31 protein-coding genes and 2 tRNA genes are annotated in these 25,861 nt (G+C 49.9%); 19 read left to right on the top strand and 14 right to left on the bottom strand.

Translation table 11 applies throughout. The annotated features are described in order from the left end of the window. Window positions 1-155: 155 nt before the first annotated feature. A complete protein-coding gene (locus AC4IE7_RS05950) occupies window positions 156-1,226 on the bottom strand; it encodes an adenylate/guanylate cyclase domain-containing protein (protein ID WP_490775895.1) in 1,071 nt (356 codons plus the stop codon). A gap of 338 nt (window positions 1,227-1,564) precedes the next feature. Further along, window positions 1,565-2,722: a trypsin-like peptidase domain-containing protein gene (locus AC4IE7_RS05945; RefSeq protein WP_490775894.1), complete on the bottom strand. Its 1,158-nt coding sequence runs from the start codon at window positions 2,720-2,722 to the stop codon at window positions 1,565-1,567. A 153-nt stretch (window positions 2,723-2,875) separates the two neighbouring features. Here AC4IE7_RS05945 and AC4IE7_RS05940 point away from each other — a divergent pair, with 153 nt between their 5' ends. From AC4IE7_RS05940 to AC4IE7_RS05915, 6 genes are all read left to right on the top strand, one after another. After that, window positions 2,876-3,628, top strand: a complete 753-nt coding sequence (locus AC4IE7_RS05940; RefSeq protein WP_490775893.1) for a Nif3-like dinuclear metal center hexameric protein — start codon at window positions 2,876-2,878, stop codon at window positions 3,626-3,628. A gap of 210 nt (window positions 3,629-3,838) precedes the next feature. Beyond that, window positions 3,839-4,438 carry a ubiquinol-cytochrome c reductase iron-sulfur subunit gene (gene petA / locus AC4IE7_RS05935; protein WP_490775892.1) on the top strand — a complete coding sequence of 200 codons (600 nt, stop codon included), beginning with the start codon at window positions 3,839-3,841 and terminating at the stop codon, window positions 4,436-4,438. Continuing rightward, window positions 4,435-5,676 (top strand): cytochrome b, encoded by a 1,242-nt coding sequence (locus tag AC4IE7_RS05930; protein WP_490775891.1) that lies wholly within the window; start codon window positions 4,435-4,437, stop codon window positions 5,674-5,676. Before petA ends, AC4IE7_RS05930 begins: the two co-directional genes overlap by 4 nt. Beyond that, window positions 5,673-6,410 (top strand): cytochrome c1, encoded by a 738-nt coding sequence (locus AC4IE7_RS05925; protein WP_490775890.1) that lies wholly within the window; start codon window positions 5,673-5,675, stop codon window positions 6,408-6,410. The genes AC4IE7_RS05930 and AC4IE7_RS05925 overlap by 4 nt, the downstream gene beginning before the upstream one ends. Window positions 6,411-6,544: 134 nt before the next feature. Then, on the top strand, window positions 6,545-7,168 hold the full coding sequence (sspA, locus tag AC4IE7_RS05920; protein WP_490775889.1) for a stringent starvation protein SspA: 624 nt from the start codon (window positions 6,545-6,547) through the stop codon (window positions 7,166-7,168). A gap of 50 nt (window positions 7,169-7,218) precedes the next feature. Then, the gene (locus AC4IE7_RS05915; RefSeq protein ID WP_490775888.1) at window positions 7,219-7,617 is read left to right on the top strand and encodes a ClpXP protease specificity-enhancing factor; all 399 of its coding nucleotides are present in this window, start codon (window positions 7,219-7,221) and stop codon (window positions 7,615-7,617) included. Between the two features lies 1 nt (window position 7,618). On the opposite strand, the gene AC4IE7_RS05910 is transcribed toward AC4IE7_RS05915, so the two are convergent. Beyond that, complete coding sequence (locus tag AC4IE7_RS05910; RefSeq protein WP_490775887.1) at window positions 7,619-7,966, bottom strand: DUF3301 domain-containing protein; 348 nt, start codon at window positions 7,964-7,966, stop codon at window positions 7,619-7,621. Between the two features lie 77 nt (window positions 7,967-8,043). Between AC4IE7_RS05910 and AC4IE7_RS05905 the strand changes: the two genes are divergently transcribed. Beyond that, window positions 8,044-8,559 carry an O-acetyl-ADP-ribose deacetylase gene (locus AC4IE7_RS05905; protein WP_490775886.1) on the top strand — a complete coding sequence of 172 codons (516 nt, stop codon included), beginning with the start codon at window positions 8,044-8,046 and terminating at the stop codon, window positions 8,557-8,559. Between the two features lie 86 nt (window positions 8,560-8,645). Continuing rightward, window positions 8,646-8,870, top strand: a complete 225-nt coding sequence (locus AC4IE7_RS05900; RefSeq protein ID WP_490775885.1) for an RND transporter — start codon at window positions 8,646-8,648, stop codon at window positions 8,868-8,870. Between the two features lie 50 nt (window positions 8,871-8,920). On the opposite strand, the gene AC4IE7_RS05895 is transcribed toward AC4IE7_RS05900, so the two are convergent. The 5 genes from AC4IE7_RS05895 to thiS form a co-directional block, all read right to left on the bottom strand. After that, window positions 8,921-9,724: an ABC transporter permease gene (locus AC4IE7_RS05895; protein WP_490775884.1), complete on the bottom strand. Its 804-nt coding sequence runs from the start codon at window positions 9,722-9,724 to the stop codon at window positions 8,921-8,923. Beyond that, complete coding sequence (locus AC4IE7_RS05890) at window positions 9,721-10,317, bottom strand: ABC transporter ATP-binding protein (RefSeq protein WP_490775883.1); 597 nt, start codon at window positions 10,315-10,317, stop codon at window positions 9,721-9,723. The genes AC4IE7_RS05895 and AC4IE7_RS05890 overlap by 4 nt, the downstream gene beginning before the upstream one ends. Beyond that, complete coding sequence (gene trmB / locus AC4IE7_RS05885) at window positions 10,317-11,009, bottom strand: tRNA (guanosine(46)-N7)-methyltransferase TrmB (RefSeq protein WP_490775882.1); 693 nt, start codon at window positions 11,007-11,009, stop codon at window positions 10,317-10,319. The genes AC4IE7_RS05890 and trmB overlap by 1 nt, the downstream gene beginning before the upstream one ends. A 133-nt stretch (window positions 11,010-11,142) precedes the next feature. After that, entirely contained in the window at window positions 11,143-11,937 is a 795-nt protein-coding gene (locus tag AC4IE7_RS05880; RefSeq protein ID WP_490775881.1) for a thiazole synthase, read from the bottom strand. Between the two features lie 74 nt (window positions 11,938-12,011). Further along, complete coding sequence (gene thiS / locus AC4IE7_RS05875; protein WP_490775880.1) at window positions 12,012-12,212, bottom strand: sulfur carrier protein ThiS; 201 nt, start codon at window positions 12,210-12,212, stop codon at window positions 12,012-12,014. Window positions 12,213-12,353: 141 nt separating this feature from the next. On the opposite strand from thiS, the gene AC4IE7_RS05870 reads away from it, so the two are divergent. From AC4IE7_RS05870 to AC4IE7_RS05860, 3 genes are all read left to right on the top strand, one after another. Beyond that, window positions 12,354-14,171 carry an AMP-dependent synthetase/ligase gene (locus AC4IE7_RS05870; protein ID WP_490775879.1) on the top strand — a complete coding sequence of 606 codons (1,818 nt, stop codon included), beginning with the start codon at window positions 12,354-12,356 and terminating at the stop codon, window positions 14,169-14,171. 17 nt (window positions 14,172-14,188) lie between these two features. Then, window positions 14,189-14,392 carry a hypothetical protein gene (locus AC4IE7_RS05865; RefSeq protein ID WP_490775878.1) on the top strand — a complete coding sequence of 68 codons (204 nt, stop codon included), beginning with the start codon at window positions 14,189-14,191 and terminating at the stop codon, window positions 14,390-14,392. A 43-nt stretch (window positions 14,393-14,435) separates the two neighbouring features. Next, window positions 14,436-14,509: transfer RNA gene (locus tag AC4IE7_RS05860), tRNA-Gly, on the top strand. A gap of 35 nt (window positions 14,510-14,544) precedes the next feature. Here the strand turns inward: AC4IE7_RS05860 and AC4IE7_RS05855 are convergent. Beyond that, the gene (locus AC4IE7_RS05855) at window positions 14,545-14,796 is read right to left on the bottom strand and encodes a hypothetical protein (protein ID WP_490775877.1); all 252 of its coding nucleotides are present in this window, start codon (window positions 14,794-14,796) and stop codon (window positions 14,545-14,547) included. Window positions 14,797-15,110: 314 nt separating this feature from the next. On the opposite strand from AC4IE7_RS05855, the gene AC4IE7_RS05850 reads away from it, so the two are divergent. The 6 genes from AC4IE7_RS05850 (at window position 15,111) to AC4IE7_RS05825 (ending at window position 19,690) form a co-directional block, all read left to right on the top strand. After that, window positions 15,111-15,515, top strand: coding sequence for a hypothetical protein (locus AC4IE7_RS05850; protein WP_490775876.1), 405 nt, complete (start codon window positions 15,111-15,113; stop codon window positions 15,513-15,515). Between the two features lie 130 nt (window positions 15,516-15,645). Continuing rightward, on the top strand, window positions 15,646-15,972 hold the full coding sequence (locus tag AC4IE7_RS05845; RefSeq protein WP_490775875.1) for a putative signal transducing protein: 327 nt from the start codon (window positions 15,646-15,648) through the stop codon (window positions 15,970-15,972). A gap of 3 nt (window positions 15,973-15,975) precedes the next feature. Beyond that, window positions 15,976-18,117, top strand: coding sequence for an AsmA family protein (locus tag AC4IE7_RS05840; protein ID WP_490775874.1), 2,142 nt, complete (start codon window positions 15,976-15,978; stop codon window positions 18,115-18,117). Further along, complete coding sequence (mutY, locus tag AC4IE7_RS05835) at window positions 18,114-19,247, top strand: A/G-specific adenine glycosylase (protein ID WP_490775873.1); 1,134 nt, start codon at window positions 18,114-18,116, stop codon at window positions 19,245-19,247. The genes AC4IE7_RS05840 and mutY overlap by 4 nt, the downstream gene beginning before the upstream one ends. Further along, window positions 19,244-19,513, top strand: a complete 270-nt coding sequence (locus tag AC4IE7_RS05830) for an oxidative damage protection protein (RefSeq protein ID WP_490775872.1) — start codon at window positions 19,244-19,246, stop codon at window positions 19,511-19,513. The genes mutY and AC4IE7_RS05830 overlap by 4 nt, the downstream gene beginning before the upstream one ends. A 101-nt stretch (window positions 19,514-19,614) precedes the next feature. Continuing rightward, window positions 19,615-19,690: transfer RNA gene (locus AC4IE7_RS05825), tRNA-Phe, on the top strand. A gap of 701 nt (window positions 19,691-20,391) precedes the next feature. On the opposite strand, the gene AC4IE7_RS05820 is transcribed toward AC4IE7_RS05825, so the two are convergent. Further along, window positions 20,392-20,514 (bottom strand): hypothetical protein, encoded by a 123-nt coding sequence (locus AC4IE7_RS05820; RefSeq protein WP_490775871.1) that lies wholly within the window; start codon window positions 20,512-20,514, stop codon window positions 20,392-20,394. 5 nt (window positions 20,515-20,519) lie between these two features. Further along, window positions 20,520-20,687 (bottom strand): response regulator, encoded by a 168-nt coding sequence (locus AC4IE7_RS05815; protein WP_490775870.1) that lies wholly within the window; start codon window positions 20,685-20,687, stop codon window positions 20,520-20,522. A 622-nt stretch (window positions 20,688-21,309) separates the two neighbouring features. On the opposite strand from AC4IE7_RS05815, the gene AC4IE7_RS05810 reads away from it, so the two are divergent. After that, on the top strand, window positions 21,310-21,867 hold the full coding sequence (locus tag AC4IE7_RS05810) for a hypothetical protein (protein WP_490775869.1): 558 nt from the start codon (window positions 21,310-21,312) through the stop codon (window positions 21,865-21,867). Further along, window positions 21,867-22,223, top strand: coding sequence for a hypothetical protein (locus AC4IE7_RS05805; protein ID WP_490775868.1), 357 nt, complete (start codon window positions 21,867-21,869; stop codon window positions 22,221-22,223). Before AC4IE7_RS05810 ends, AC4IE7_RS05805 begins: the two co-directional genes overlap by 1 nt. A gap of 259 nt (window positions 22,224-22,482) precedes the next feature. Here the strand turns inward: AC4IE7_RS05805 and mazG are convergent, their stop codons facing one another. The 3 genes from mazG to AC4IE7_RS05790 all read right to left on the bottom strand — a co-directional run bounded on the left by mazG (window position 22,483) and on the right by AC4IE7_RS05790 (window position 25,661). Continuing rightward, entirely contained in the window at window positions 22,483-23,280 is a 798-nt protein-coding gene (mazG, locus tag AC4IE7_RS05800) for a nucleoside triphosphate pyrophosphohydrolase (protein WP_490775867.1), read from the bottom strand. 336 nt (window positions 23,281-23,616) lie between these two features. After that, entirely contained in the window at window positions 23,617-24,405 is a 789-nt protein-coding gene (locus AC4IE7_RS05795) for a class I SAM-dependent methyltransferase (protein ID WP_490775866.1), read from the bottom strand. A 62-nt stretch (window positions 24,406-24,467) separates the two neighbouring features. After that, the gene (locus AC4IE7_RS05790) at window positions 24,468-25,661 is read right to left on the bottom strand and encodes a BtaA family protein (RefSeq protein ID WP_490775865.1); all 1,194 of its coding nucleotides are present in this window, start codon (window positions 25,659-25,661) and stop codon (window positions 24,468-24,470) included. Window positions 25,662-25,861 lie beyond the last annotated feature (200 nt).

Raw genomic sequence — 25,861 nt, 5'->3', positions numbered from 1 at the left:
CCCTACACTTTATCGACAGGTAGGGTGGGGCCCTGCCCCACCAAATCGCGCTGGAAATTCACAAAACCCCCTGCAACCTTCCGTAGATCATTATGGGCACCTCTCTTAACAATCACTGTAGCTGACCTTGGAGGGTAATCAGGAAAAACATTAAATCAGCGTCGGCTGACGGCCTGATCGATATAATCTTTTATCGCCGCCTGACCCGAGTCATCAATGCCGGTGAATTCCATTCTGCTTAACCAGTCATTACCCTGTTTTTCGTTATCGAGTATCTTGGCGTAGATGTGGCTGCTCTGTTCACTCATCAGTGAGGTGTAGAGGGTGATGCGAATATCAGAAAGGGTTTGCAGTTGAATGGGTAACAGCGCTTGAAGCCCATTGTAGCTCAAGTCGACGGCCCGTCCTGCAAAGCTGGTTGGTGAGACTGATTTTCCATTAAGTGGTTGAAATGATAGGGGGAAGTCGACCTCAATTCGTGGGCTTCGTCGAGACTCGACCCGCGGCACTTCCAGATGTCTGGGGCGACTGGTGGCAAGCAGTTCATACAGGTTGACCGGTACCTGTTTGCCTTTGACTAATACCTGATTCGGTGCAGTACATTCGATATAGTCTTTGGCGAGTTCTCTTGAATGTTCACTCAGCAGAATTTGACCACGAAGGCTATAGGCTTCAATACGTGAGGCAAGATTCACTTCATCACCGATGACGGTATATTCATGGTGCAGTTCCGAGCCGAGATTCCCAGCGACCACATAACCTGTATTGATACCTATACCCATGAACAGGCGTGGATGACCATGTTTTACATTTTCGCTGTTAATGTTCTGCATGCTGCGTTGCATCTCTACAGCACAGGCGATGGCCCGCTCTAGGTCGTCATCCCGTTGTTCGGAAAGTCCAAACAGCGCCATGATGGAGTCACCCATGAATTTATCGATACTGCCACCGAAGCGAAAAATGATCTCGCACATACGGGAGAAATAGAAGTTCAGAATCTCAATTACAATGTCAGGTTGGTAGTGTTCTGATAACGCAGTGAATCCTCGCAGATCCGATAGAAGGATGGTGACCTGTTTTGTCTGAGGTTTCTTTCCACCCTCTGGGGAGTCAAGGGTTTTAATCAGTGCCTGATGCAGACGACTCTTCTGCATTGGCGATAGCTTGGTTTCCAGGACGTCACCGACAGTATCGATAATACGCTCGATCTCTTCGGCTTGTTTCATTGTCTGGCTCCCAGCTTCTCTAAATTGATTAGCCCGGTAATCGCCTTGATGACTGTCATCCGACTGGTGAAAGGTCTGAAGACATTCGATAGTGGGCATGGGCTCCAATTTTCAGTATAGCCAGCGGGAGGTATTCTGGAACCTGTTATTAACCCTTGTGTGGTGCAGTTTATACGTTACACCGCACTAGTCCTGTTCTGGGCTTCAAGGATGCTTCGGCTGAATATGGCTTTTCAGATGCAGGGTTAATGATCTTTAAATGAAACCGAGCTTTTAAACGCTTTCAACTATCCGGGAAGTAGGCAGCAATACACTCCATTGCTGCCTGTATGGATTCTCTATTTATCGAATGCTGGTCGTTCATCAGATACTGCATTCAAGCTGAAGGCGTCGTTACCCCGCCAGCCGCCAATTACAAGCTGGGTACCTGGTGGTTGTCCGGCAATATTTTGCATCAGATCCTGTGAGTTGCTCAGCTCTGTGTTATTAATGCTGGTGATCACGTCGCCGGGACGTAACCCAGCCTTGCTTGCCGGCCCATCTTCAAGTACTCCTGTCACCAATACCCCATCCTCGATATGCAGACCGAAGGCTTCGGCCAGCTTTTTTGTTACATCCTGCCCCTGAATACCAATCCAGCCCCGTACTACATGACCGGAGCGGATCAGTTGCTGCATGATGCCCTCGGCCAGATCATAGGGGATCGCGAAACCGATGCCGTGAGATCCGCCGGTTTTGGAAAAGATAGCGGTATTGATGCCAATCAGCTCCCCATGTCCATTCACCAGGGCGCCTCCAGAGTTTCCGGGATTGATGGCGGCATCAGTCTGAATAAAGTTTTCGAAGGTGCTGATACCCAGGCGTGAACGACCTGTTGCGCTGATGATGCCCATAGTGACCGTCTGTCCCACACCGAAAGGGTTGCCAATAGCCAATACCACATCACCCACCTGTTGAGTGCCTGAGTGGCCGACAGGAATCGGCTGCATCGGCTGATCACTGTTAATTTTAAGCACCGCAACATCGGATTCCGCATCACTGCCAACGATACTGACGCTGACGCTCTGGCCATTTGCCAGCACTACTTTGATTTCGTCTGCACCGTCGATGACGTGGTGGTTTGTCAGAAGATATCCATCTTCAGTGACAATCACTCCGGAGCCAAGGCTGGTGTCAAGGCGCTGGCGGGTCTTTTCCGGGAGTATGCTGCCAAACAGGTGCTGCAATACCGGGTCTTTGAAGCGCATCGCCTGGGATTCAGTAGTAATTTTGGTGGTGAAGATATTGACCACCGCAGGCGCTGCTTTTTGTACCGCTTCGGCATAGGAGACAGGCCCCGCTTCCCGAGGCAGAGCGACTGCAGGTTTTTTATGTTGCTGTAGATATTCTGCGGATTGAGGAGACAACGTTCGCTCGGGCAAGAGGAACAGTACAACAAAGGCTCCAGCCAGACCTGCAGTCAGAGCAGTGAGTAGAAGTGAAAACAGTCTTTGCATGCGCATGAGATGATTTAGTGTGGTACAAAAGGATACTCTACAGACGCCTCTGCACTACATAAAGTAGATAGATTACACCCTTGTGTGATGCCGGAAAATCTCCGTCACAGGTAGCTGAGCGTCATTAGGAATCCCGTTTCAGGTAAACATAACATGATTGACCTATTAACGCTTGAAGACTATTGCAACAAACTACTCTGCGTAGAGGCGTTTGAGGACTATTGCCCAAATGGTATACAGGTAGAAGCCTCAAATGAGGTGCAGAAACTGATGGTTGGGGTGACTGCATGTCAGGCGCTGATTGACGAGGCGGAGCGTTGGGGTGCTGATGCGCTGTTGGTTCATCATGGATACTTCTGGAAAGGAGAGTCTCAGCCACTACGTGGTATCAAAGGGCGTCGGATTGCCACCCTGTTTCGTCAAGGTATCAGCCTGTTGGCCTATCATCTGCCTTTGGATGCTCACGAGATCCATGGTAACAACCGGCAATTGGGGGATTTGCTCGGATTGACACAGGCTGAGCCATCCCAAGCGGGTCATGGTCTTGTTTGGACTGCCACCCTTGCAGAGCCGATTTCACCGCAGACTCTGGGGTCTCAGCTGGCTGATGCGCTGGGTCAAGCACCGCTGCATATCAGCGCTGATCAACAGATGTTAAAGCGTATTGGGTGGTGTACCGGTGCGGCCCAGAATTATATTGAAGCTGCGGCAGAACTTGGTCTGGATGCTTATATCTCAGGGGAGATATCAGAACCAACAGTTCATCTTGCCAGGGAGCTGGGTGTTCACTACTATGCTGCTGGTCACCACGCCACTGAGCGATATGGTGTTCAGGCTCTGGCAGAGCATCTATCAGAGTGTTTTGAGATTGAATGTCGTTTTTGTGACATTCAAAACCCTGTTTAGATCCGGCTCACCATAATACTGGCAAGAGCATAGGTATTTAATCTTTTTCCATGAGAATGCGCCTTGACCAGCGCGGACACATTGTGGAGAATGCGCGGTTAATTTTCATTGTTTTATGTAAGTATATTCTAATGTCCTGAAAATGTGGGTCGGGAAGAGGTCAGTTTGGCCTTCAAGGCTCACATCAGTATCCGGGGAGTCCATAAAGTTATGAGCGCAGATGGCGTTGATTTAAAGAAGCGGCGTACTCTTACGCTTGCTACCAGTGCGGTCGGGGCGGTTGGTGCCGGTTTCGTGATCTATCCATTCCTGGCGGCCTGGGCCCCCAGTGAAAAGGCTAAAGCGGCTGGAGCGCCGGTTGAAGCCGATATCAGTAAGCTCGAATCCGGGCAGCTGATGAGGGTGAAATGGCGCGGAAAGCCGGTTTGGATCGTCTCTCGTACCGAACAGAATCTTGCAGATCTACCGACACTTGACGGTGACCTGCTCGATCCGATGTCCGAAGATACCGGTCAGCAGCCTGATTACTGCAAAAACCCAGTTCGGTCAGTCAAGGAGAAATACCTTGTTGCTGTGGGAATATGCACTCATCTTGGTTGCTCCCCGACATATCGGCCTGAAGTGGCCCCTGAGGATCTCGGTGCCGAATGGAAAGGTGGGTTCTACTGCCCCTGTCACGGTTCAAGATTCGATCTGGCCGGTCGTGTGTATGCTGGTGTGCCTGCACCTAAAAACCTGGAAATTCCTCCCTACCAGTATCTCTCAGAGACAAAGATTCTGGTTGGTGCTGACGGAGGCGCAAGCTCATGAGTATGATGAAAAATTTTATGGGCTGGATAGATGAACGCTATCCGGCTACCAAAGCCTGGAATGAGCATCTCGCTCAATACTACGCCCCGAAGAACTTTAATTTCTGGTACTTCATGGGTTCACTGGCACTGCTGGTTCTGGTGATCCAGATTTTGACCGGTGTCTGGTTGGCGATGAACTATAAGCCTGATGCCGAGCTGGCATTCGGTTCTGTTGAATACATCATGCGTGATGTGGACTGGGGTTGGCTGATTCGCTACATGCATTCAACCGGTGCCTCGGCCTTCTTTATTGTAATCTACCTGCATATGTTCCGTGGCCTGATGTATGGTTCATACCGCAAGCCTCGTGAATTGCTGTGGATTATCGGTGTAATCATCTATCTGGCGATGATGGCGACAGCCTTCTTCGGCTATCTGCTGCCCTGGGGCCAGATGTCCTTTTGGGGTGCTCAGGTAATCGTCAATCTGTTCTCTGCGGTGCCGGTGATAGGCCCTGATCTGGGTGTCTGGGTACGTGGTGACTATGTTATCTCCGACGCGACCCTGAACCGCTTCTTTGCACTCCACTTCCTGTTGCCCTTCGTATTGGCGGCATTGGTGTTTGTTCACATCGTCGCGCTGCATAAGGTTGGTTCCAACAACCCTGATGGCATCGAGATCAAGAAGGGCCCTAAGGGCAACCGCTGGTCTGACAAGGCGCCAGCAGACGGCATCCCTTTCCACCCCTATTACTCGGTGAAGGATATAGCCGGTGTTGCCGGGTTCCTGTTTCTATTTGCAGCAGCGGTCTTTTTTGCTCCGGAGATGGGTGGTTACTTCATTGAGCATCCCAACTTCGAGCCAGCCAACCCGCTGAAGACGCCTGCACACATTGCCCCAGTCTGGTACTTCACCCCTTTCTACGCGATCTTGCGTGCGGTGCCTTCGATTGCCGGTTCAGCGTTCCCTGGTGTTGTGGCGATGTTCGCTTCGATACTGGTGATGTTCTTCCTGCCTTGGCTTGATCGCAGTCCAGTGAAATCAATTCGTTACAAGGGCTCACTCTACAAAGTTATGCTCTGGTTGTTCGTTGTGGATTTTATTCTGCTGGGCTTTTTAGGTACCCAACCAACCACTGACCTATACGTAATACTGGCGCAGGTCGGAACAATCTACTATTTTGCTTTTTTCTTTTTGATGCCCATCTACAGCAAAATAGACAAGACCAAACCAGTACCGGAGAGGGTGACCGAATGAAAAAGCTGATTGTTGCATTCTTATTAGCCGCGGCCCCGATGCTCGGACTGGCAGCTGGTGGCGGTGTTCATCTGGATGACGCTGATATTGACCTGAGTGATCAGGCTTCTTTGCAGCGTGGCGCCAAATATTTCATGAACTACTGCCTGAGCTGTCACTCAGCCAAGTACCAACGCTATAACCGTATGGCAAGGGATCTGGGTCTGACTGAGCAGGAAGTTGTGGATAACCTGATGTTCACCACCGATAAAATCGGTCAGACCATGAACATTGCCATGACCTCTGACAAGGCTACTGAGTGGTTCGGTAATCCCCCACCTGATCTGAGCGTTATTGCCCGCGCCAGAGGTGTGGATTGGATCTATACCTATTTGCGCGGCTTCTATCTGGATGAGAATCGTCCATTCGGGGTAAACAACAGGGTTTTTCCTGATGTGGGTATGCCCAATGTACTGTGGCAGTTGCAGGGTGATCAGAAAGCAGTCTACAAGACTGAAAATCACAATGGCACCGAAACCGATGTGTTAGATCATCTGGAACCCGCGAGCGAAGGCACCTTGAGTGCAGAGGAGTTTGATCAGGTTGCCCGTGATCTGACAGCATTCCTCAGCTACATTGGTGAGCCGATTCAGATGGAGAGAAAGCGCCTGGGTGTATGGGTGCTGATGTTCATTGCGGTGTTCTTTGTGTTGGCTTACTTGCTCAAAAAAGAGTACTGGAAAGACGTTCACTAGCACGGTTTAGTGTTTAGCTGACAAAAAGGCGCACAGTTGCGGTATACTGTGCGCCTTTTTTTATGTGAAAACTATCAGTCTGCACTCATATCGTACTTGGATATGGTGTCGGACGTTTTGCAGAGAGGCAATAAATGGCAGCAGTTGCGAATAAACGCTCAGTGATGACCCTCTATTCGGATCCGACAGACCCTTACTGCCATCGGGTCAGGATGGTGCTGGCGGAAAAAAATATCACTTATGAAGTTGAGGATATTGATCCGTTGAATGTGCCTGAAGAGGTCATGGAATTGAACCCTTATGGTACCCTTCCTACCCTGGTGGATCGGGATCTGAAGTTGTACGAATCCCGTATTATCATGGAATATCTGGACGAGCGGTTTCCTCATCCGCCACTGTTACCGGTAGATCCGGTGTCACGCTCTACGTCGCGTTTGCTGATGTATCGTGTTGAAAGCGACTGGTACAGCCTGCTGGATATCATTATGAGCGGCAAGAAGGAGGCGGCGAAAGCCCGCAAGGAACTTCGTGAGAGCCTGATCACTACAGCGCCTGTATTTGGCGCCAAGCCATACTTCATGAGTGATGAGTTTTCACTGGTGGATTGTGCCATTGCCCCCTTGTTATGGCGTCTTCCAGAGCTGGGCATCGAAATTCCTGCCAGCGCTAAAGGCCTCTATGAATACTCCCAACGCCTGTTTGAAAAAGAGTCTTTTATCAAGAGTCTGTCAGAGGCAGAGCAGGAGATGCGCGGGTGAACCTGGATTTCCCGCAAATTCATCTTCAACTGCGGATTTTAGGTTGAACCATGACTGAGATGTCATCCAATCGGCCATACCTTATTCGTGCTTTGTATGAGTGGTTGGTCGACAATGGGAAAACCCCATATATGATGGTCAATGCTGACTTTCAGGGGGCTGTTGTGCCGATTCAGTATGTTGAAAATGGGCGCATTATTCTGAATGTGGATCCATCTGCTGTATCCGGGCTTGAGTTGGGTAATGAGTGGATCAGCTTCAGCGCAAGATTTGGAGGATCAGCAGAAGAGATTATGATCCCCCCCGGTGCTGTGATGGGCATTTACGCCAAAGAGAATGGGCAAGGCATGTTGTTTCCGGATGAAGAGGTCGATAACGACAATGAGCCGGAAGATGACCCCGATCCTAATCCGCCCAGCACTCGTCCGGCATTGAAGGTTGTAAAATAGCTCAGTCGTGCTTCTCTTCTTCAGCTGCCACATTAGGTTGTGGTGGCTGAGGAATATCCATATGAAGACTGACATTGTGAACCCCCAGCATGACCAGGTAGCCTGTCCTGCGGCCTGACCCCTCCAGACTATAGTCAAAGGCGTATACACGACGGATTTTCGGGCCGCTGCGAAGCCAGCGGAGGCCAAGCCGATGCAGGGCAACGGTCTGATCCAGAAGCTGTACACCATGACTCTGGCAGCTTTTTCGGCAGATGCGTATAGCGACTTCCCTGACCCGTAAGCTGTCACGCCAGAACCAGGCGAGTAGCATCAGTAGTATTAATAGATTAAGTGTTGAATAGGACATGATGATGGTGTGTCATTAGAGGTGGCGTTAAGCGGGCCTCTGATTTTAGCAATCAACATGAGAGACAACACGAGCCAATGGGTGTAATCCATATTGTAACTGCAGATATCACTCTCCTGGAAGTGGATGTCATCGTAAATGCCGCAAATACCCGATTATTGGGTGGTGGTGGCGTGGATGGAGCAATACATCGGGCTGCCGGGGAAGAGCTTCTTGAATATTGCAGAACCCTGGGTGGCTGTCCGGTTGGTGAGGCAAAAATTACTCCTGGATTCAGATTACCGGCAAAGTGGGTGATCCATACGGTTGGCCCTGTTTGGCAGGGGGGGAGCTTGGGTGAGCCTAAGCTGTTGAGAGCCTGTTACGAAAAGAGTCTGGCACTGGCGGCAGAGCATCAATTGCAGAGCATCGCTTTTCCGGCTATCAGTACGGGTGTTTACGGTTACCCTAAGCAGCAGGCCTCAGAAGTGGCAATATCGGTGATGCAGGCATGGTGTGACCGATTTGAACGGATCATCGCATGCTGTTTCAGCCATTCAGATGCAGAGCTATACCATGACCTCTGTCCTGAGTGTTTCATGAGTGATGGGTAGTTATCAGGCAGCCTGGCTAGTATGACACAACTAGAATAACCGGATTATCTTTAACCTATAAAAACATATACAGGAAGCAAAACAAGATGTTCAACTGGCTTGACCGAATGCCAATGCATATGATCGCTTTGCCCGCACTGCTGTTGGCAATGGCACCCTTTGTGCCTGAGCCCCATCTGTGGGAGAAGTTGAAAATGTTGATGGATGGGACGCTGCACAGGCCTATCGATATCTTCGATCTTTTGATGCATGGCACCCCCCTGGTGCTGCTTGTGATCAAAGTGATTCGGGGGGAGCGGGAGACGGGCTGAAAGCAAAAAGTCAGTGACTGAGTGAATTGAGTGGGCCTTCAAAGTCCATATCAATCCCGCTTTTTACTCAGTCGCTCCAATCGCAGGCGATGTCGCTCGTCAAACAGCCGTTTTGAGCCTATCCAGACCGCCACAGTCGCACCAAAGCCCGTACCTGCAGCAATCAGTAGCATGATCAATATCTGGTATTTTGAGGCCTCCATAGGCGGGGCGCCGGCGAGTATTTGTCCGGTCATCATACCGGGAAGACTGACTATACCGGCCGCGGCCATGGCATTGATGATCGGGATCAGGCCACTGCGCAAAGCGGTTCTGCGAATATCCCTGATTGCTTCATCCCAAGTGTGCCCCAGGATTAAGCGCGCTTCGATCTCCTGGCGTCTTTGCCAGCCATTCTGGGTAAGGTTATCCAAGGCAATCGCAACTCCTGACATGGTGTTACCCAATAACATCCCCAGTAGGGGGATGAGGTACTGCACCGAATACCAGGGTTCTGCCTGGATGATGATGATCAGTGCAAGAATAGTTACGCTGAAGGAGGAGATAAACATGGAGAGGGTTCCGACGCCAATCCCCCAGATGCCTTTGAAGCGACGTTGCTGTCTGGCCATTACCTCATAGCCGGCAACCACCAGCATGAACATAGCCAGGGAGGCGATCAAGGCAGGATGTGATTGCACGAACAGAAACTTCAACACCAGACCCAGCAGGCTGAGCTGGATCACGGTACGCAGGGCAGCGATCAGTAATTTCCCTTCAATACCCAGTGAGAGCCGTAGAGAGAGCAAAGCCAGGAGTAGCACCAGTGTTGAGGCGATAAACAGATCGAGGGGGGTCAGCTGGATCAGGTTCATTGCTCTCTCCTGAGACGTCCTGAATCGATTACCCAGCTCTGTTTACTGACCCGCTGGCGCTGCTGGGGGTCGTGAGATACCCAGAGAACAGCGACCTGATGTTGTTGGCGCCAGTATTCGATCAATGCCTCCACTTTGGCACTATTCCCTTGGTCCAGGTTGGCAGTCGGCTCATCCAGCAGTAGTACCTGAGGGTGGTTACTCAATAGTCTGATCAGGGATAGTCTCTGTCGTTCACCACTGGAGAGTCTGCTGATCTCCCACTCCACTGCATCATGGGGTATCTCGAGACGATCAAAGAGTTCAGGCTCCGGCCTGCTGAAATGGTCACCGACCCGTTCAGTCCACCAGCCACTCTCTGCCAGCAGAAGCCCGACCTTGTGACGCCACTGGGGGCCTGTGATGGTTCCTTTCTCTTCTTTGTTCAGCCAGACCCTGCCCTGGGAGGGCTCCAGGTCGGCCAGTGCCCGTAGCAGTCGCGTTTTTCCAGACCCTGATGGGCCGTTGATGGTTATGCAGTCACCTGCAGGCAGTTGCAGGTCGATGGGGTCCAGTAGTGGGGATTTGAACTGCTCCAGGGTCAGGCTGCCCATTAGCCCAGACGCTCGAAAATCAGATCCCAGACGCCATGGCCCAGGCGCTCACCACGTCGTTCAAATTTTGTCAGTGGCCTGGTGGCCGGGCGGGGTGAAAACTGCCCATCCCCCGCCTTATTGAGAAAGCCTTTGTGTGAGGAGAGTACTGACATCATCTGTTTGGCATAATCCTCCCAATCTGTGGCCATATGCAGGATACCGCCAGCTGCCAGGGTACGGAAAGCCAACTCAGAAAACTCTTCCTGAACGATGCGTCTTTTATTATGTTTTCGCTTGTGCCAGGGGTCGGGGAAGTAGAGCAGTATGCGGGAGAGGCTTGCCGCATTGATATGGTGGCGAAGCAGCTCCATGGCATCGGTTTTGAGGATGCGAACATTGGTTAACTCGTGTTCGGCCAGCCGTATCATCAGATGGCCTACGCCTGGGCCATGTACCTCGACGCCCAGAAAGTTCTGTTCCGGTTGGGTTTCAGCAAGCTGGCTTAAGGTCTCGCCATTGCCAAATCCGATCTCCAAGGTGACCGGCTGTGTTTGATTGAACAGGTTCGGTAGATCCAGCGGGTCGTTATCCAGTTCCAGGCCATATTTTGGCCATAGCTCTTCATAGGCTCGTTGCTGGCCTTCGGTCATGCGCCCCTGTCTGAGTACATAACTACGAATTGGACGTTGCTTTTGATCGGATTGCGGCATGATTTAAGGGTTTGATCGTGTCGTCAGCTCAGGTAACCGCTGGGTTACAGATTATAGTGTTTGAAGGGCAAACTTCTGTTTGCCCGTCACTTGGATCTACTACTATCAATCACACTTGCCCCAATAACTCAGCTCAGAAGAACAGACCATCCAAGGGTGATGAGGCCGAGGCGAAGCGCTTTGCCGGCATACGTCCAGCAAGATAGGCCTCGCGACCTGCCTGGATCGCCTTTTTCATAGCTGAGGCCATCAGCACAGGGTCCTTTGCTGCGGCAATGGCGGTATTCATCAATACACCGTCACACCCCAGCTCCATGGCTACTGCCGCATCAGAGGCGGTGCCGACACCGGCATCAACCAGAATCGGTACCTTGGCATTTTCTACGATGGTACGGATATTCAAGCGGTTGCGAATACCCAGACCGGAGCCAATCGGGGCTGCAAGGGGCATCACTGCAACACAGCCCAACTCTTCAAGGCGCTTCGCCATAATGGGGTCGTCATTGGTGTAGACCATGACATCAAAATCCTCTTTGATCAAAACCTCGGCAGCTTCCAGGGTCTGTACCACATCAGGAAAGAGGGTTTTTTGATCTCCAAGTACTTCCAATTTTACTAAATTGTGGCCATCCAGAAGCTCCCGGGCGAGACGGCAGGTGCGGATTGCAGTTTTGGCGTCAAAGCAGCCTGCTGTATTGGGCAGATAGGTGAATTCACTGGGAGGCAGGGTTTCCAGCACATTGGGCTCATCCTGATTCTGACCGATATTGGTGCGGCGTACTGCAATAGTCACAATCTCAGCTCCGCTTGCATCAATAGCGGCACGGGTCTCCTGCATATCTTTATATTTACCGGTTCCCACCAGGAGGCGGGAGGTGAATGTGCGTCCTGCGACGCTAAAGCTGTCTGTGTTGTTATCGTTTGACATTGGATTCTATCTTCGAAGGTGAAACAAAAGGTGTGGGCGGGTATTGCAAGTCTAGTGTCGACACTACGATAGACTCAACCACCACCAACGGCATGAATAATCTCAATCCGGTCCATGTCATGTATCGCATGACCGTTGAAGGTGCTTCTTGGTACCAGCTCTTCATTGACTTCGACAGCTATGCGCTGACCTTTCAGTTCAAGCATTTCTATAAGACCTGCCATGTCGAGGGTATCTGGAATTTGCTTTTCCAAGCCGTTTAAGTAAATCTGCATCTGAATGTAATCTCTGTCAGGAGTAGAGTCAGGTTCAATTGCGAATTCTACCTCAACTCAAGGAGACAAAGTATGCGCAGCAGCAAATGATAACAGCCTCCAACCTGGCAGAATGGTAAAAGGGGGCGGCAGGAGGATAATGTGGAGTGGAGTGAAGATCTCATACCTTTGGAACAAGCGGGCACATTGGACGGCCTCTTTTTTCAACGGATGCGGCGAACGCCTGACGTGGTGGCCTATCGCCACTACGAGCGAAACCGGAAGCAGTGGTATGAATTGAGTTGGGGGGATATGGCCCGCCATGTGGAGCGCTGGCGCCAGGCGCTTGCTGGAGAGGACCTGGAGCCAGGCGACCGGGTCGCCGTGTTGCTGCGTAATTGCCCGGAGTGGGTGATGTTTGATCAGGCCGCGCTCTCCCTGGGGTTGGTGGTAGTGCCTCTCTATACCGATGATCGGGCTGATGCCATTGCCTATATTCTGAAAGATGCAGCAGTTAAACTGTTACTGGTACAGGATACCGGTCGCTGGAACCGTATGGCGAATGTGGTTGAGGACCTACCAAATCTACAGCGGGTGGTCGTTCTGGAGACGATGAAGCAGCCAGATGCCAGAGAGGATGATCTGCTGAGAGAGGCTAAAACCTGGTTGCCTTCCCGAGGGGAAGCGTTGCAGAAGCGTAAGGCTGACCCTCATAGTCTTGCTTCAATTGTCTATACCTCTGGCACTACGGGTCGTCCCAAGGGCGTCATGTTGAGCCACTTCAATATGCTCTCTATTGCCCACGCGTCGTTGACGGTGGTGGATTGCTATCAACAGGATAGCTTTCTCTCCTTCCTGCCGCTATCCCACACCCTGGAGCGAACAGGGGGCTACTACCTGCCGATGATGGCTGGGTCTTCAGTCTCATTCGCACGTTCCATCTCTCAATTGGCTGAAGATCTTCAAAAGATACGACCTACGGCGATCATCGCTGTGCCGAGGATATTTGAACGGGTCTATGCCCGGGTACAGGATCAGCTGAAGCATAAGCCCGCCTTTGCACGAATACTGTTCCAAATGGCCTTGAAGGTTGGCTTGAAAGAGTTCGAGTACCGAATGGGGCGACAGCGCTGGTTTCCCGGATTGTTGATTCACCCGCTGCTACGGCGACTGGTTTCAGCAAAGATTCTGGATAAACTGGGTGGACGATTGCGCGTGGCGGTCAGTGGTGGCGCTGCAATTTCGCCAGAGATTGCCAAGGTGTTTCTCGGTTTGGGGTTGCCCATGCTGCAAGGTTACGGGTTGACAGAGACCAGTCCGGTCATCAGTGTCAATCCGGTAGACAACATCAAGCCCGAGAGCGTCGGTGTACCACTGCGTGGCGTGAAAACAAAGATAGGGGATGATGACGAGTTACTGGTGAAAACCCCCGGCATGATGCTTGGATATTGGAACAACCATGCGGCGACTGCTGAGATGATCGATCAACAGGGTTGGCTGCACACCGGTGATCAGGCGCGCATAGATGAGGATGGCCATATCCATATCACCGGGAGGATAAAAGACATCCTGGTACTCTCAAATGGAGAGAAGATTCCACCATCGGACATGGAGATGGCAATTGCGCTCGACCCGCTGGTGGAGCAGGCGATGGTGGTGGGGGAGGGAAAACCCTATCTGGGGGCACTGGTGGTGTTGAACCCTGATTTATGGGGTGGCTTCGCTGAAGAGTTCGACTGTGACTCCTCTCGTGAGGAGAGTCTGCAGAATGAACATATTCAGGGGGCAGTTGTAAAACGGATACGTGCTGCGCTGAAGGATTTCCCCGGCTACGCCAAGATAAGACGGGTTGCTCTGCTGCTCGAACCCTGGAGTATAGACAACGGCTTAATGACCCCCACCTTGAAGATCAAGCGCCAGAAGGTCACTGAGCATCACAAGGCGCTCATCGATTCACTCTATGGCGATGGTCTGGTGTGAGTTGGTTGGGGGGATGAATGACAGCCGATCAACTGAACAAAGCCCGCAACCCGTTATTGCCTGCTGCCATGGTGGCCATTCAGCGGGCAGCAGAGCGGGCGCGGAACGAGGCAGTTCGTACCCATACAGGGGTTATCATTGCTCGGGCTGGCATAATCGAGCGGATTGTATTGAATGATTTGCAGTCGATAGGAAGTAGTACCTCCGAAGAGGTACACTAGAATAGGGCAGAGCAGTTGTGTAGGATCTGAACCAGCCCTCGCTGCGGGTGTAGTTCAATGGTAGAACTGTAGCTTCCCAAGCTACTAACGTGGGTTCGATTCCCATCACCCGCTCCAATTCTGTAATAGACGAAGTGGAACCTGGTACTGCTTCATTCAGTGCAAGCCTGTTTATGTCGCTCAATAGCGGCGTGTCGGCGTTGCGGCTTTCCTTTGAGCGCCTCAATCTCCTTTAGAAGTTGTTCGCACTCTTCTGCCTGGCTCGGTTGCTTGGGTGGAGGCTCGACGAATGGGTGTTCAGTTGGCTTGAACATCACTGACTCGCCACGCTCTGCCATCACTGCGAATGTGGCAAAAAGGAGTAGAAGAGAGAGTAGGACAAGCCAAGATAGGGATGCTTTCATCGTCAGTCTTTTCCTGTGGTCTATTGGTTCGTACCCAGAAATATTTCATGGATACCTAAGTGGAGAATTTTAAAACAGTATATGCCACAAATGGGGGTAAAAAGTACTGATCAGCGGTATCTTTCACTATTTACCTCAGTGTTAGACTACTATAGGTGCGGGGTTTAAATTCACAGAATGTCACATAGACAGAGAGAGGATATGCGCCAAGAAATCTCTTGAGCATGTATGATTCATGTAAAGGAACATAATGAGGTAGCTGGTTGGTAGGTACCACCCGTCTCTCTATCTGAATTGTGTCAGAGATCATCAGATTGAATGTTTTGTTAAACAGCAGGGGGTTGATGGTGGCTAACTGGAAAAAAATATTTGTCCTGGTATTGCTTTTTGCCTTTGTGACATCGGCAGCTGCGGTAGGATTTCGCATGGCTGAGATTATGCCCGCAAAATATTTCACCGAAGAAGACTGGGCGTTGGCTAAAAAAACTGTGAATAACGCGTTGGAAAAGGGAAAGATGGATGAAACCTTTTCCTGGCGAAACGACTCTACCGGACACCGGGGTTTATATCGGGTTTTAAATAGCCTTGAAGTGGATCAGAAGCAATGTCGTGATCTGCTGGTGTTGCACGAGGCAGGTCAGGCTAAGGCCAATGGCAAATATCGCTTTTGCAAAGTTGAGAGTGGTGAATGGAAGACAATAGGCAAGACGCCGGATTAGCAGGCTCGGTCAACAGAAGTCATCCAGGAAATCTGGATAGAGATGGCCTGTTTTGTTCTGTAGCACGGGTAATTAATGTCTTGAGGTGTCCTCTGAATAATGATAGTTATTTCAGGGGGATAAGTTGGCGATGATAGAGCTGTATCAAGCGCAGGACAGGGTTGAAGCTCAAATGTTGAAGGATTTTCTGTTTCAACAGGGTGTCGAGGTGGTTATTTTCAACGATCTTCTTAGTGGTGCGGCTGGTGGGGTGCCAGCTAATATATATCCGACTTTATGGTTGTTGGAAAACCAGGATTTCGAAAAGGCAAAGCAGCTTGCTGAACAGTTTTTTAGCCAGAGCCTGTCGAGTCAGGAGCCTTGGCACTGCAAGATATGTGGAGAACGTATCGACGCCGGGTTTGAGGTATGCTGGAATTGCGGTACACCTGGCCCAAATCAAAATAATAAGGAGTAGAGGATGGGCAAGATCCTGAAAGTGCTTGGTTGGTTGGTGGGGATGCTGGTGGTGCTGGTCATCGCCGCAGTCATTCTCATTCCGATGTTTGTTGATCCGAATGACCATAAAGAGCGAATTGTCGCCGAGGTTAAGAAGGCTACTGGGCGTGATCTGAGCATCAGTGGCGATATCGGCCTATCGGTATTTCCACGCCTGGCCCTGGAATTGAATGGCCTTAGATTAAGTAATGCGCCTGGATTCAACGGCTCTGAGTTTGCTTCAATAAAGCACGCAAAAGTAGGCGTCAACCTGCTACCGCTGATATTCAAACAACTGCTTGAGGTAGACACTGTTCAGGTGGATGGTGTCAGACTCAATCTTGCAAAATCCAAAAGCGGGGCAACCAACTGGGAAGATATGACAGGCAAAAAGGCACCAAAAAAGGTGCCCGGTTCGGCCGAGTCTAAATCTGAAGGGGGAACGAACATGCTCGCATTTACCGTTGGTGGCTTGAACATCAACGAAGCGAATGTGGTCTGGGACGATCAATCCACCGGAGAGAGATACACCATACAAGATATTCAGTTGGAGACCGGCGAACTGGCCCCTGGTGAGCCTGTTGACGTTGCATTCAGTCTGGCGCTTGCGAGTAAAAAGCCTGCAATGCAAGGGAAGTTAGCACTCACTACTGTACTTGTTGTTAACCCTGATAACGAATCCATCAAATTGGATGATCTTGACCTTGATGTTGAAATGACAGGTGAAGGTCTGCCGGAAAAGGGTGTTGTTGTTTCGTTGCAATCAGATGTGTTGCTGAATCTATCCAATAGTACCCTGGATATTCAGGATCTGCTGCTGGAATCGGGAAAAATCAAACTGACCGGCAAGCTGGAAGGGATCGATATCCAAAACAATCCCAGCATGAAGGGTAATATCAAGCTGGCAGAGTTCAGTCTGCGTGAGTGGATGGAGCAGTTCGGTATGCCGATACCTGAAACCGCTGATCCGGATGTTTTAAATAGTCTGCATTTCTCAACCGAGTTTACAGCAAACACTGAGCAGGCTGTGTTGACCAACCTGATGGCTGAAGTGGATCAAACCACGCTCAAGGGAAATTTCGAGATAGTTGACCTTGCATCGCCAACCTACCTCTTTAATCTCGACGTCAACAGCATTAACCTGGATAGATATCTACCGCCACCAAGCGAGACATCCCCAGCGCCTGCTCGCCAGAGAGGCAAACAAAAGGTAGCTAAGGAAGAGCCACTGTTTCCCACAGAGCTGCTACGTGAGTTAAAGCTTAATGGCACTATCCGTATAGGTAATCTGATCGTAAATAATCTCAACTCTGAGGCGATTCTGGTCAAAATCAGAAGCCGGGATGGCAAGCTCAATATCGACCATGAGATCGGGCGTTTCTACGATGGCTTGATGAAGGGTGATGTGCAGCTTGACGTCAATGGCTCAAAACCGGTTTTAAAACTGAATCAATCTGTCTCCAGGATTCTATCCGGGCCTCTACTGAAGGATCTCACTGGAGAAGATACCCTTCTGGGCAGTGGAGATTTGGATATGGCGCTGAGCAGCAAAGGGGATACTGTCAGCCAGCTCAAAAAAGCACTGAATGGTGATGTAACTTTCGATTTTCGAGACGGCGCAGTGAAAGGGTTCAATCTGGCGAAGATGATCCGTGACACAAAAGCCCGTCTTAAAGGTGAGCCGATAACCAGCTTCAATGAACCTGAACAGACCGATTTTTCTGAGCTGACAGGAAAAGCCAAAATTGTTAACGGGGTGGTCAACAACCAGATTCTCAATGCAAAATCACCTTACTTTCGCCTGGAAGGGAGCGGTAAGGCCTACCTGGCAGAAGAGCGACTTAAATACACCGTCCGCCCAGTCATAGTGAACACCTCCACAGGGCAGGATGGTAAGGCGCTCGAGGAGCTGAAAGGGATACCAATCCCGGTGAAAATCAAAGGAGACTGGAATGATCCGGAATTCTCCATACAGCTGTCGAAAATTCTTGAAGAGCAACAGAAAGCCAAACTGAAGAAGAAACTCGACGAAAAGATCGATGAGAAGGTGTCTGAAGAGCTGGAAGAGAAGCTCCCTGAAGAGTTGCAGGATCAGTTAAAGGACAAGCTGAAAGGCCTGCTTTGATACAACCAGGCTCTGATGACGTAGAGGGGCGCCTCTCTACGCAAGAGGCGAATGGATTTTGCAAAAAGGTTCTGGCCTGGTTTGCGCTGCATGGTCGCAAACAGCTTCCCTGGCAACAACCCAGAGATCCCTATCGGGTGTGGGTCTCAGAGATTATGCTGCAGCAGACCCAGGTTGCCACAGTAATCGACTACTTTAACCGCTTCATGGCGACCTTTCCCGATATGAAAACACTGGCTGAAGCTGACGCCGATCAGGTGATGCACCATTGGTCGGGGCTTGGCTATTACGCCCGTGCACGCAACCTTCATCAATGCGCAAAACAGGTTATTGCACAACACCAGGGCGATCTCCCTGATGACCTGGAGATGCTGCAGAGGCTGCCTGGTATAGGGCGTTCCACGGCCGGTGCCATCCGTTCACTGGCATTCGCTAAATTCGCACCGATTCTGGATGGCAATGTAAAGCGGGTGCTTGCACGCCGTTTCGCCATACAGGGCTGGCCAGGGCAGACAGCTGTCTCCAAGCAGTTGTGGCGGCTGAGTGAGGCGTTGACACCCCACAGCAATACCGCTGATTACAATCAAGCGATGATGGACCTGGGGGCGATGATATGTCTCAGGCGCAAACCGCTCTGTCATGCCTGCCCATTGGTTGAGGATTGCCAGGCGTATCAAAAAGGGGATATCGCCAGTTATCCTGGCTCGAAGCCGAAAAAGGAGAAACCTGTACGCAGCACACAGTTACTGATTTTGCGTGATGACGAAGTGAGCGTGCTGCTGCAACAACGCCCTCCCAGCGGAATCTGGGGCGGTCTCTGGAGCCTGCCAGAGTGTCCAACAGAAGAGCGGGCAGAAGTCTGGTGTGAGAGCAACCTGGGGATCTATGCGACTCAATTGCATCAGCTGGCACCCCGTCGCCACAGCTTTACCCATTTCCACCTGGATATCACGCCGGTTCTTCTGCAGGTCGAAAAAACACGCAATCGGATCATGGATGAGGATTCCATGGTTTGGTATAACCTGTCGAAACCTGAGGATCTTGGCCTGGCCGCGCCAGTGTCACGCATCCTGCAAGAGATCGATCCGAATATTCCAATTCTTGAAATGACAAAAGGAGAGGCCGAATGAGCCGTACCGTAGAGTGTGTAAAACTGAAGCGCGAGGCCGAAGGGCTTGATCGCCAGCCCTATCCTGGTGATCTGGGGGCGCGGGTATTTGAAAATGTCTCCAAGGAAGCGTGGCAGGAGTGGCTTAGGCATCAGACCATGTTGATCAATGAAAACCGCCTCAGCCCGATGGACCCAAAGGCAAGAAAGTTTCTGGAAGAGCAGATGGAGCAGTTCTTTTTCGGTGAGGGCTCCGAGCTACCGCCAGACTTCAAGCCTGAGGCCTGAATAGGTGCAAAACAGGAGAAGAGAGAGGTCAGATAAGGGGTTAAAAGCAATGAAACTTGACTCAGAGATGTAACCCCGGTTTAATACGGCCCTCTCACCGCGGCCAGGTAGCTCAGTCGGTAGAGCAGGGGACTGAAAATCCCCGTGTCGGCAGTTCGATTCTGTCCCTGGCCACCATATATATCAAAAGATTAAATTCATCCATATTTGCTTATCCTGGTTTCAAGGAAGCATATTGGAAGCTGTCCTGTTCTGCCGTTTTAATTGTATTTGCCGCAGATAATTTATTCCTGACTCGTTTTGTTGGGGGCTGATGCTCCCTTAATGAATTCCAGGTTCCACCAAGGTGTAGCCTGTATGGTCTGCATCGTAATACACGCTCCCCGGATTACGCTCTACTTATTCCAACCTGTGTAGCCTGGATGGAGTGCAACGGAATCCGGGATTCATGCGCTTCGGAACAGACTCCGCTTCATCCAGGCTACATCGTGAGGTTATTCGGATGGGGGGCATCGGAATTCACGTTCCCCGGATTACGCTCTACTTATTCCAATCTGTGTAGCCTGGATGGAGTGCAACGGAATCCGGGATTCATGCGCCCCGGAACAGACTCCGCTTCATCCAGGCTACATCGTGAGGTTATTCGGATGGGGGGCATCGGAATTCACGTTCCCCGTATTCGGATGGGGGGCATCGGAATTCACGTTCCCCGGATTACGCTCTACTTATTCCAACCTGTGTAGCCTGGATGGAGTGCAACGGAATCCGGGATTCATGCGCCCCGGAATAGATTCCGCTTCATCCAGGCTACATTAAAAAGTGCCAAATGATGTCCTGGTTTATTTCGACCAGGTAGCATTCCTCTCTGACCCTTTTTTTTAAGCGGTTTTTCTGCCAACCACACAGTTCCGCCCTTTGCCTTTGGCGGCGTAGAGCATCCGGTCCGCCTCTTCCAGCAAGATATCCGGCTCTCCACGAAGATCAGCTATTTGGATCGCCACTCACGTTAATTCGTCCATGGCAGAGAGGCTGGCCAATCCGCCTGGGACTTCAATGTCAAGTGGGTGCTAACCCATGCATTTACGATTTCCGGCGAAAACGGCTTGGTAATATAGTCGACTGCACCGGCAGCCAGCCCTTTTGTCTCATCGGTTACATCATCCTGCGCAGTCACGAAGACAGAATTCCGTAACACTCAACGTTTAAAATATTAATAACATGGGGTTATTGCATGTTATCTTTTTGATTATTATTATGTTTTGTTAAATGTAAACGATGAGTATCCCTATCAGTAGCAACAGAAAGATAGGCAGCCTGTTGCCTGAACTATGCCGGAAGGCCAGAAAGGCCGTGGAAAAGGGCGGATTCAGCTGGAAATCCAGAGGATTGAATCGATTTAGGGCAGGTAGTCGGATCTCGCTCTGTGCGGGGATCTATGGCTCTTTTGGGACTGGTCGGGCTCGTGATCAACCCGTGCTGTGAACAACGCCACTGCTGCAGGCTGCCTTGACCCAACTGTGGGAGGGGCTCCGGGCTGTCCGAAAATAGATTGCGTATACATAACCATAGACAGATTCATCAACTATTGAATAAGTAACATAAGAATCTTAATATTTATTGAGCAGTATTTAGGTAGTTAATTTGGCATTAGCAATTTATTAGCCCATCCACAGAATAAAGGCCAACAGAAAGTATAAACAAACTGAAGCCTACGACACTCTTCAACTGTTTTATAAAAAGTAAAACACAACACCGAAATTTGTTGTATGTAACAGAGATATACTAAGGAGATAATTGTGTCCAATATAATTTACAATAGCAGACTTATAAATTATGTAATCACGGAAAGAAAAATCCTTTTGTCTTCCGTAATGCTAATGAATATATTTTTTTTAGTAAGTTGTTCCACACTGATAAATAAAGGGATAATTAAAACCTCTGGTATAACAATTGAGGCGCTTGATGGTTCATTCAAGTATGAAAGTAATAAGGTTTTCAAACCAAATGATTTTGGATCAACAAATCCTTTTTCTGATAATTGCGTACTTCGTGGTAGCTCAAATTCTTTTAAAGGCGGAGTGGCAAATAATATTAAAACTGGACTAAGCAATGGTGCAAAGAAAGTAAGAGTATTTCATCCATATTCCACTAAACCACTTTATGGAGCATTGCTTTTTTGTAAAAAAAGTTCAGTGGCAGCTAGTTCTGGGCCTGATGAGTACTCATTATTTGTGCCAAAAAGTTATATCGACAATGCGATAGCAGGACGAGTATCCGCCGTATATGAGTTATTCACAAACAGTGGTAACGGGCAAATAGCATGGATATTATGGTTATCCAAGGAACCAATCTGATGAATTTAAAATGGCTTAAGATCTTTTGCTTTGTTCAGATAGTCATTATTTTGAGTGGTTGTGCAACAACATGCTACTACGTTGATGATAACGGCAAGCAATACTCTGCTGAAGAAGTAAAACGCTTATCCTGTACTACATGCCCTGCAAATAAACAGGACAAAAAAAGAACACAATCACCAATTATAGGTGGTGATTCTGGTGGTCACAGAGCCCCAATTTTAGGTGGTGATTCTGGTGGAAATGCTGAGCCAATAGTTTCTGGTGATGTTTCTTCAACAAAACAGCCAAACATTGGGGGTGACATAGCAGATGACGATATACAGAAGCGCGGATTTACTAAGGTTTGCAAGTAATTATATCGCTGAGGCAATCAAAGAAAGTAAATGGGGACACTCACCGTTTGCCGCCGCAATTAAACGCCAGGAAACAGGTGGATGGGGACTGGCGGGCGAGTTCTATAGCCTTGTATGCAGAACTCCCTTCAGAGGCTGAGTAGTTAATTTAGATAGTAGTTAAGTGTGAATAGATGATAGTGGGCATGTTTGAACCAACCGGAATGTTTGGCCTGCAAATGTAGGACATAATTGTGTGGGGTTAAAAAGTTTATTCTATCTATTGTTTGGTCTCTCTCTTTATCCTCTCCCATGCATTATCTAGTGTTTCCAATGAGAGTTCTTGAATGTTGGTGATGCCCTCCTCATTGAGTCTCCGTTCCATATTGCGGAATCTTTTTTCAAACTTTTCGTTGGCACGACTCATTGTCTGTTCGGCGTCCAGATCGAGAAGCCTTACGACATTAACGATGGAAAAGAGTAGATCGCCCAGCTCATCCTGCAGACGGTTCTTGTCTGCTCCCTCCATCTCACTTGTGACCTCCTCCAACTCTTCTCTCACCTTGTTAAAAGCACTTTGTGCATCAGGCCAGTCGAATCCCACTCGTGCTGCCCGTTTTTGTAGCTTCTCTGCCCGTATCAACGCCGGTAGGGCCTTTGCTACTCCATCCATATGGCTGGTCTGTGCCGATATATCGTTGCGTTGACTGCGTTCTTCTGCTTTTGTTTGTTCCCATGCATGTCGTAGTTCTTCATCGCTCTGATATTGCTTGTCAGAGAAGACGTGAGGATGGCGGCGTATCATCTTGCTGCAGATGCCGCTTGATACATCGTTGAAATCAAAATGACCATCCTCCTTTGCGATCTGGCTGTAAAAGACGACCTGGAACAACAGGTCACCAAGCTCATCTCGCAGTTCACTCATCTCTCCCCGCTGGATAGTGTCTGCGACTTCGTATGCCTCCTCAAGGGTATAGGGCACGATGGTGCTGTAGGTCTGGCGTAAATCCCAGGGACAGCCCTTGTCAGGGTCACGTAGCTTTGCCATGATTTCGAGTAGTCGCTGCATTGCTTCCATCAGCTTATGTCTCCGAAAGTATAGAGTGGGTATACATTGGTAGAACTATCAAGTAAGCAGGGACACTCACCGTTTGCTGCCTCAACTATATGCCAGGAATTCAGGGGCACTCAACGTTTATAAACAATAATAATGGATTAATTATTGGTATCTTATTTTTTATCAAAATGTTATGCCAAATGTAAATGATGAGTGTCCCGATTGGTCGGTCACTATGTCGAAGGGTATTTATTCAGTGCTGCAGGATGCGCTGAGTAACTAACCGCATCATCCCGAGGCTCTGCGCTTACTGGTTCTCTCTGCGATTCAAAACTCATCTGCGTTGAAAGCAACCCACTACACCTTTTGGCCAATAAAGAGGAAGTAAGGAACGCGTAGTCCGGGTAGATAGGGCACCTTGGCCCGCAACTCATGTACCATTTCCGGGCGCAACCGTTGTTGTAAATAGGGCAACAGATCTTGATTGGGACGCACCCCATCATGGGCAAACCAAGCTGGCCAGAAGTGCCGGGAAAAACCACTATGACGTACTGCACCGGGATTTGGATAGCGACGGGATACGTAGAAATCCACTACACCCAGCCAGCCACCTGGCTTGAGATTGGCAATGGCGTTATCGATTGCTTGAAACCAGTTTGGAATCATGGTTAAAGCGTAAGAGAAATAGATTGCATCCACGGGGGTCTGGGCCTGAAAAGTCGTGGCGTCACCCAGATGGAAATGGACCTGCTCATGCCCCTGCCACTTGCTTCGGGCTCGATCCAACAGAGGTTCACACAGGTCAACCAGGTCGATACGATCAAAATGTTTGACTGAATCTCCCAGGTAGCTGAGATTACGACCGGTGCCCGCCCCCAGTTCAAGTAAGCTGAATGTCGAACCCTGATCCTCGGCCAAGCGCTGCCATAGTCCCTGTAAAAGTTCACCCCGTCCTTGTAACAAGCGCTCGCGGAAAACATCATAATGTGCCGCCTGGGGGCCATAAAAAGCTGTTAGCCGTTCAGCATGATCACTACCGCCAGGTTGGCCACGCAACAGCGACCAGAGCACCTGAGCCTCACTGAAGAGTCCTGAGCTGAGACGCTTTGGGTCAGCTGTAGTTGTTACTTTCTGTTCTGAACTCATACGCAACGACACCAACACTTAAAACCATAATTCCGGGTGAAATATTTTCGTTTCATGCCGGGTCAGGCATTCATGTGGGCAATGTGAAAACCGGCGTAGGTGTGTACCCGATCACGCAGATTCAACTCTTTGGCAAGGTTTTTCTCAAAACCAAGAAGATTGGTCAAACGACCATGACCGGGTAGCTCCAGCTTCTCCAGGTACTCAGGGGTGTGATGGGCGCTGCGGAAAATAAGACGCGCTTCCGGTGTGGCACGCGCCATGATCGCCTGCCACTCTTCGACCAGCGCCTGGGGATAATAAGCGCTCATCCAATCCATATGATCCAACAATACAAAGCGTGAAATCTTCTCATCATGCTGTTGTAGAAATTCGGTGACGGTACAGGTGTGCGGGGAGATGCGATCTGCCAGGCCATTTTTAAGTGCCATGAAATTCTCTGGTTTGAGGTATTCAGGACAGCAGTCCCGAGTATATTTACCGTGGATATAGACGGCCCAGAAATAGTTATCCCCCACCGGTAGCATACGAAAGACATAGTCAATGGCATCGCGCACGAAGCCCGCAATGCCATTAGCATGGCTGCGAACCACTTCCTCGCGCTGGGGATGGGGTACGCCGAGCAAACTCATGGTAATAGGCCGGGAGATAGCCCAATTGACCCCTCGGCTCCATAAAAAGGGTGCGACAGCAGCATCATATCGCTCGCGCTGGTCATCAATATCCGAAGCTTCGTACAAAGAGTGGATACCCGAGCGCAACTTGGGCCTCATCTTGAGATAGCGGCTGAAAGCCCGTGCCACCAGACCAGACAATCCATAGTAGAAAAAGCTGCTGCCCTTGGGATCGAACCACTTTATGCGCTTATCCCAGTAGTCTCGGGCAAAGGGGGATAGGTCAGCTCGCAAGGCATCGTAATAAGCCTCGGATGCATGCTGATGTGTCCCTTCACCAAAAAAGCTAAAGAAATCGTCAAAATCGAGATGGCGAATCGTGCTCAGCTTCAACTCCAGTAGCGCAGTCTGGCGGGGATTGGCATCCACTGCATCAATATGGCTGGGCGCGCAGAGGGCGTAATCCAGCACATTGCAACCTGCACTGGTGATCACCAACATGCGATCATCGCTGCCGATGCGCAAGGCATCACGGTCGACCGCCGGGTCTTCCCAACAGGTGTTATAGACCAGGGAGCGCTGGTATAGGGAGCTGAAGATTTTCTGATGGAAACGGTCGGAAATAGCCGGTTTCGGAGTCACGGAATTACCTCAAAAAGATGGCAGTTGGGGCCAAGAGAAAGCCAGGTTAAGATCCAAAAATGGTGCCTTATACCATATGAATGTTTAACTAATTTGACTTGGCAGCGTTTCTCGGTAAAGGCAGCTAAATCAGATGATCTGCATCATTCTTTTTGTCTGGTGGTTCAAATAATCGAGGTAACGATATAGTTCGACCCCTC

It is taken from the genome of Candidatus Thiodiazotropha sp. AKAK3, from assembly GCF_058244645.1.
This window is presented reverse-complemented; position numbering and strand designations above follow the sequence as displayed.

Coding starts and splice junctions, on each gene's coding strand:
- AC4IE7_RS05900 (WP_490775885.1), top strand. CDS start 8,646: ATGTTCAACTGGCTTGACCGAATGCCAATGCATATGATCGCTTTGCCC.
- AC4IE7_RS05805 (WP_490775868.1), top strand. CDS start 21,867: ATGAATTTAAAATGGCTTAAGATCTTTTGCTTTGTTCAGATAGTCATT.
- AC4IE7_RS05840 (WP_490775874.1), top strand. CDS start 15,976: ATGGGCAAGATCCTGAAAGTGCTTGGTTGGTTGGTGGGGATGCTGGTG.
- AC4IE7_RS05890 (WP_490775883.1), bottom strand. CDS start 10,317: ATGGGCAGCCTGACCCTGGAGCAGTTCAAATCCCCACTACTGGACCCC.
- AC4IE7_RS05855 (WP_490775877.1), bottom strand. CDS start 14,796: ATGAAAGCATCCCTATCTTGGCTTGTCCTACTCTCTCTTCTACTCCTT.
- AC4IE7_RS05950 (WP_490775895.1), bottom strand. CDS start 1,226: ATGAAACAAGCCGAAGAGATCGAGCGTATTATCGATACTGTCGGTGAC.
- trmB (WP_490775882.1), bottom strand. CDS start 11,009: ATGCCGCAATCCGATCAAAAGCAACGTCCAATTCGTAGTTATGTACTC.
- AC4IE7_RS05940 (WP_490775893.1), top strand. CDS start 2,876: ATGATTGACCTATTAACGCTTGAAGACTATTGCAACAAACTACTCTGC.
- AC4IE7_RS05895 (WP_490775884.1), bottom strand. CDS start 9,724: ATGAACCTGATCCAGCTGACCCCCCTCGATCTGTTTATCGCCTCAACA.
- AC4IE7_RS05795 (WP_490775866.1), bottom strand. CDS start 24,405: ATGAGTTCAGAACAGAAAGTAACAACTACAGCTGACCCAAAGCGTCTC.
- AC4IE7_RS05910 (WP_490775887.1), bottom strand. CDS start 7,966: ATGTCCTATTCAACACTTAATCTATTAATACTACTGATGCTACTCGCC.
- AC4IE7_RS05930 (WP_490775891.1), top strand. CDS start 4,435: ATGAGTATGATGAAAAATTTTATGGGCTGGATAGATGAACGCTATCCG.
- AC4IE7_RS05845 (WP_490775875.1), top strand. CDS start 15,646: ATGATAGAGCTGTATCAAGCGCAGGACAGGGTTGAAGCTCAAATGTTG.
- mazG (WP_490775867.1), bottom strand. CDS start 23,280: ATGGAAGCAATGCAGCGACTACTCGAAATCATGGCAAAGCTACGTGAC.
- AC4IE7_RS05830 (WP_490775872.1), top strand. CDS start 19,244: ATGAGCCGTACCGTAGAGTGTGTAAAACTGAAGCGCGAGGCCGAAGGG.
- AC4IE7_RS05880 (WP_490775881.1), bottom strand. CDS start 11,937: ATGTCAAACGATAACAACACAGACAGCTTTAGCGTCGCAGGACGCACA.
- thiS (WP_490775880.1), bottom strand. CDS start 12,212: ATGCAGATTTACTTAAACGGCTTGGAAAAGCAAATTCCAGATACCCTC.
- AC4IE7_RS05945 (WP_490775894.1), bottom strand. CDS start 2,722: ATGCAAAGACTGTTTTCACTTCTACTCACTGCTCTGACTGCAGGTCTG.
- AC4IE7_RS05925 (WP_490775890.1), top strand. CDS start 5,673: ATGAAAAAGCTGATTGTTGCATTCTTATTAGCCGCGGCCCCGATGCTC.
- sspA (WP_490775889.1), top strand. CDS start 6,545: ATGGCAGCAGTTGCGAATAAACGCTCAGTGATGACCCTCTATTCGGAT.
- AC4IE7_RS05915 (WP_490775888.1), top strand. CDS start 7,219: ATGACTGAGATGTCATCCAATCGGCCATACCTTATTCGTGCTTTGTAT.
- AC4IE7_RS05865 (WP_490775878.1), top strand. CDS start 14,189: ATGACAGCCGATCAACTGAACAAAGCCCGCAACCCGTTATTGCCTGCT.
- AC4IE7_RS05905 (WP_490775886.1), top strand. CDS start 8,044: ATGGGTGTAATCCATATTGTAACTGCAGATATCACTCTCCTGGAAGTG.
- petA (WP_490775892.1), top strand. CDS start 3,839: ATGAGCGCAGATGGCGTTGATTTAAAGAAGCGGCGTACTCTTACGCTT.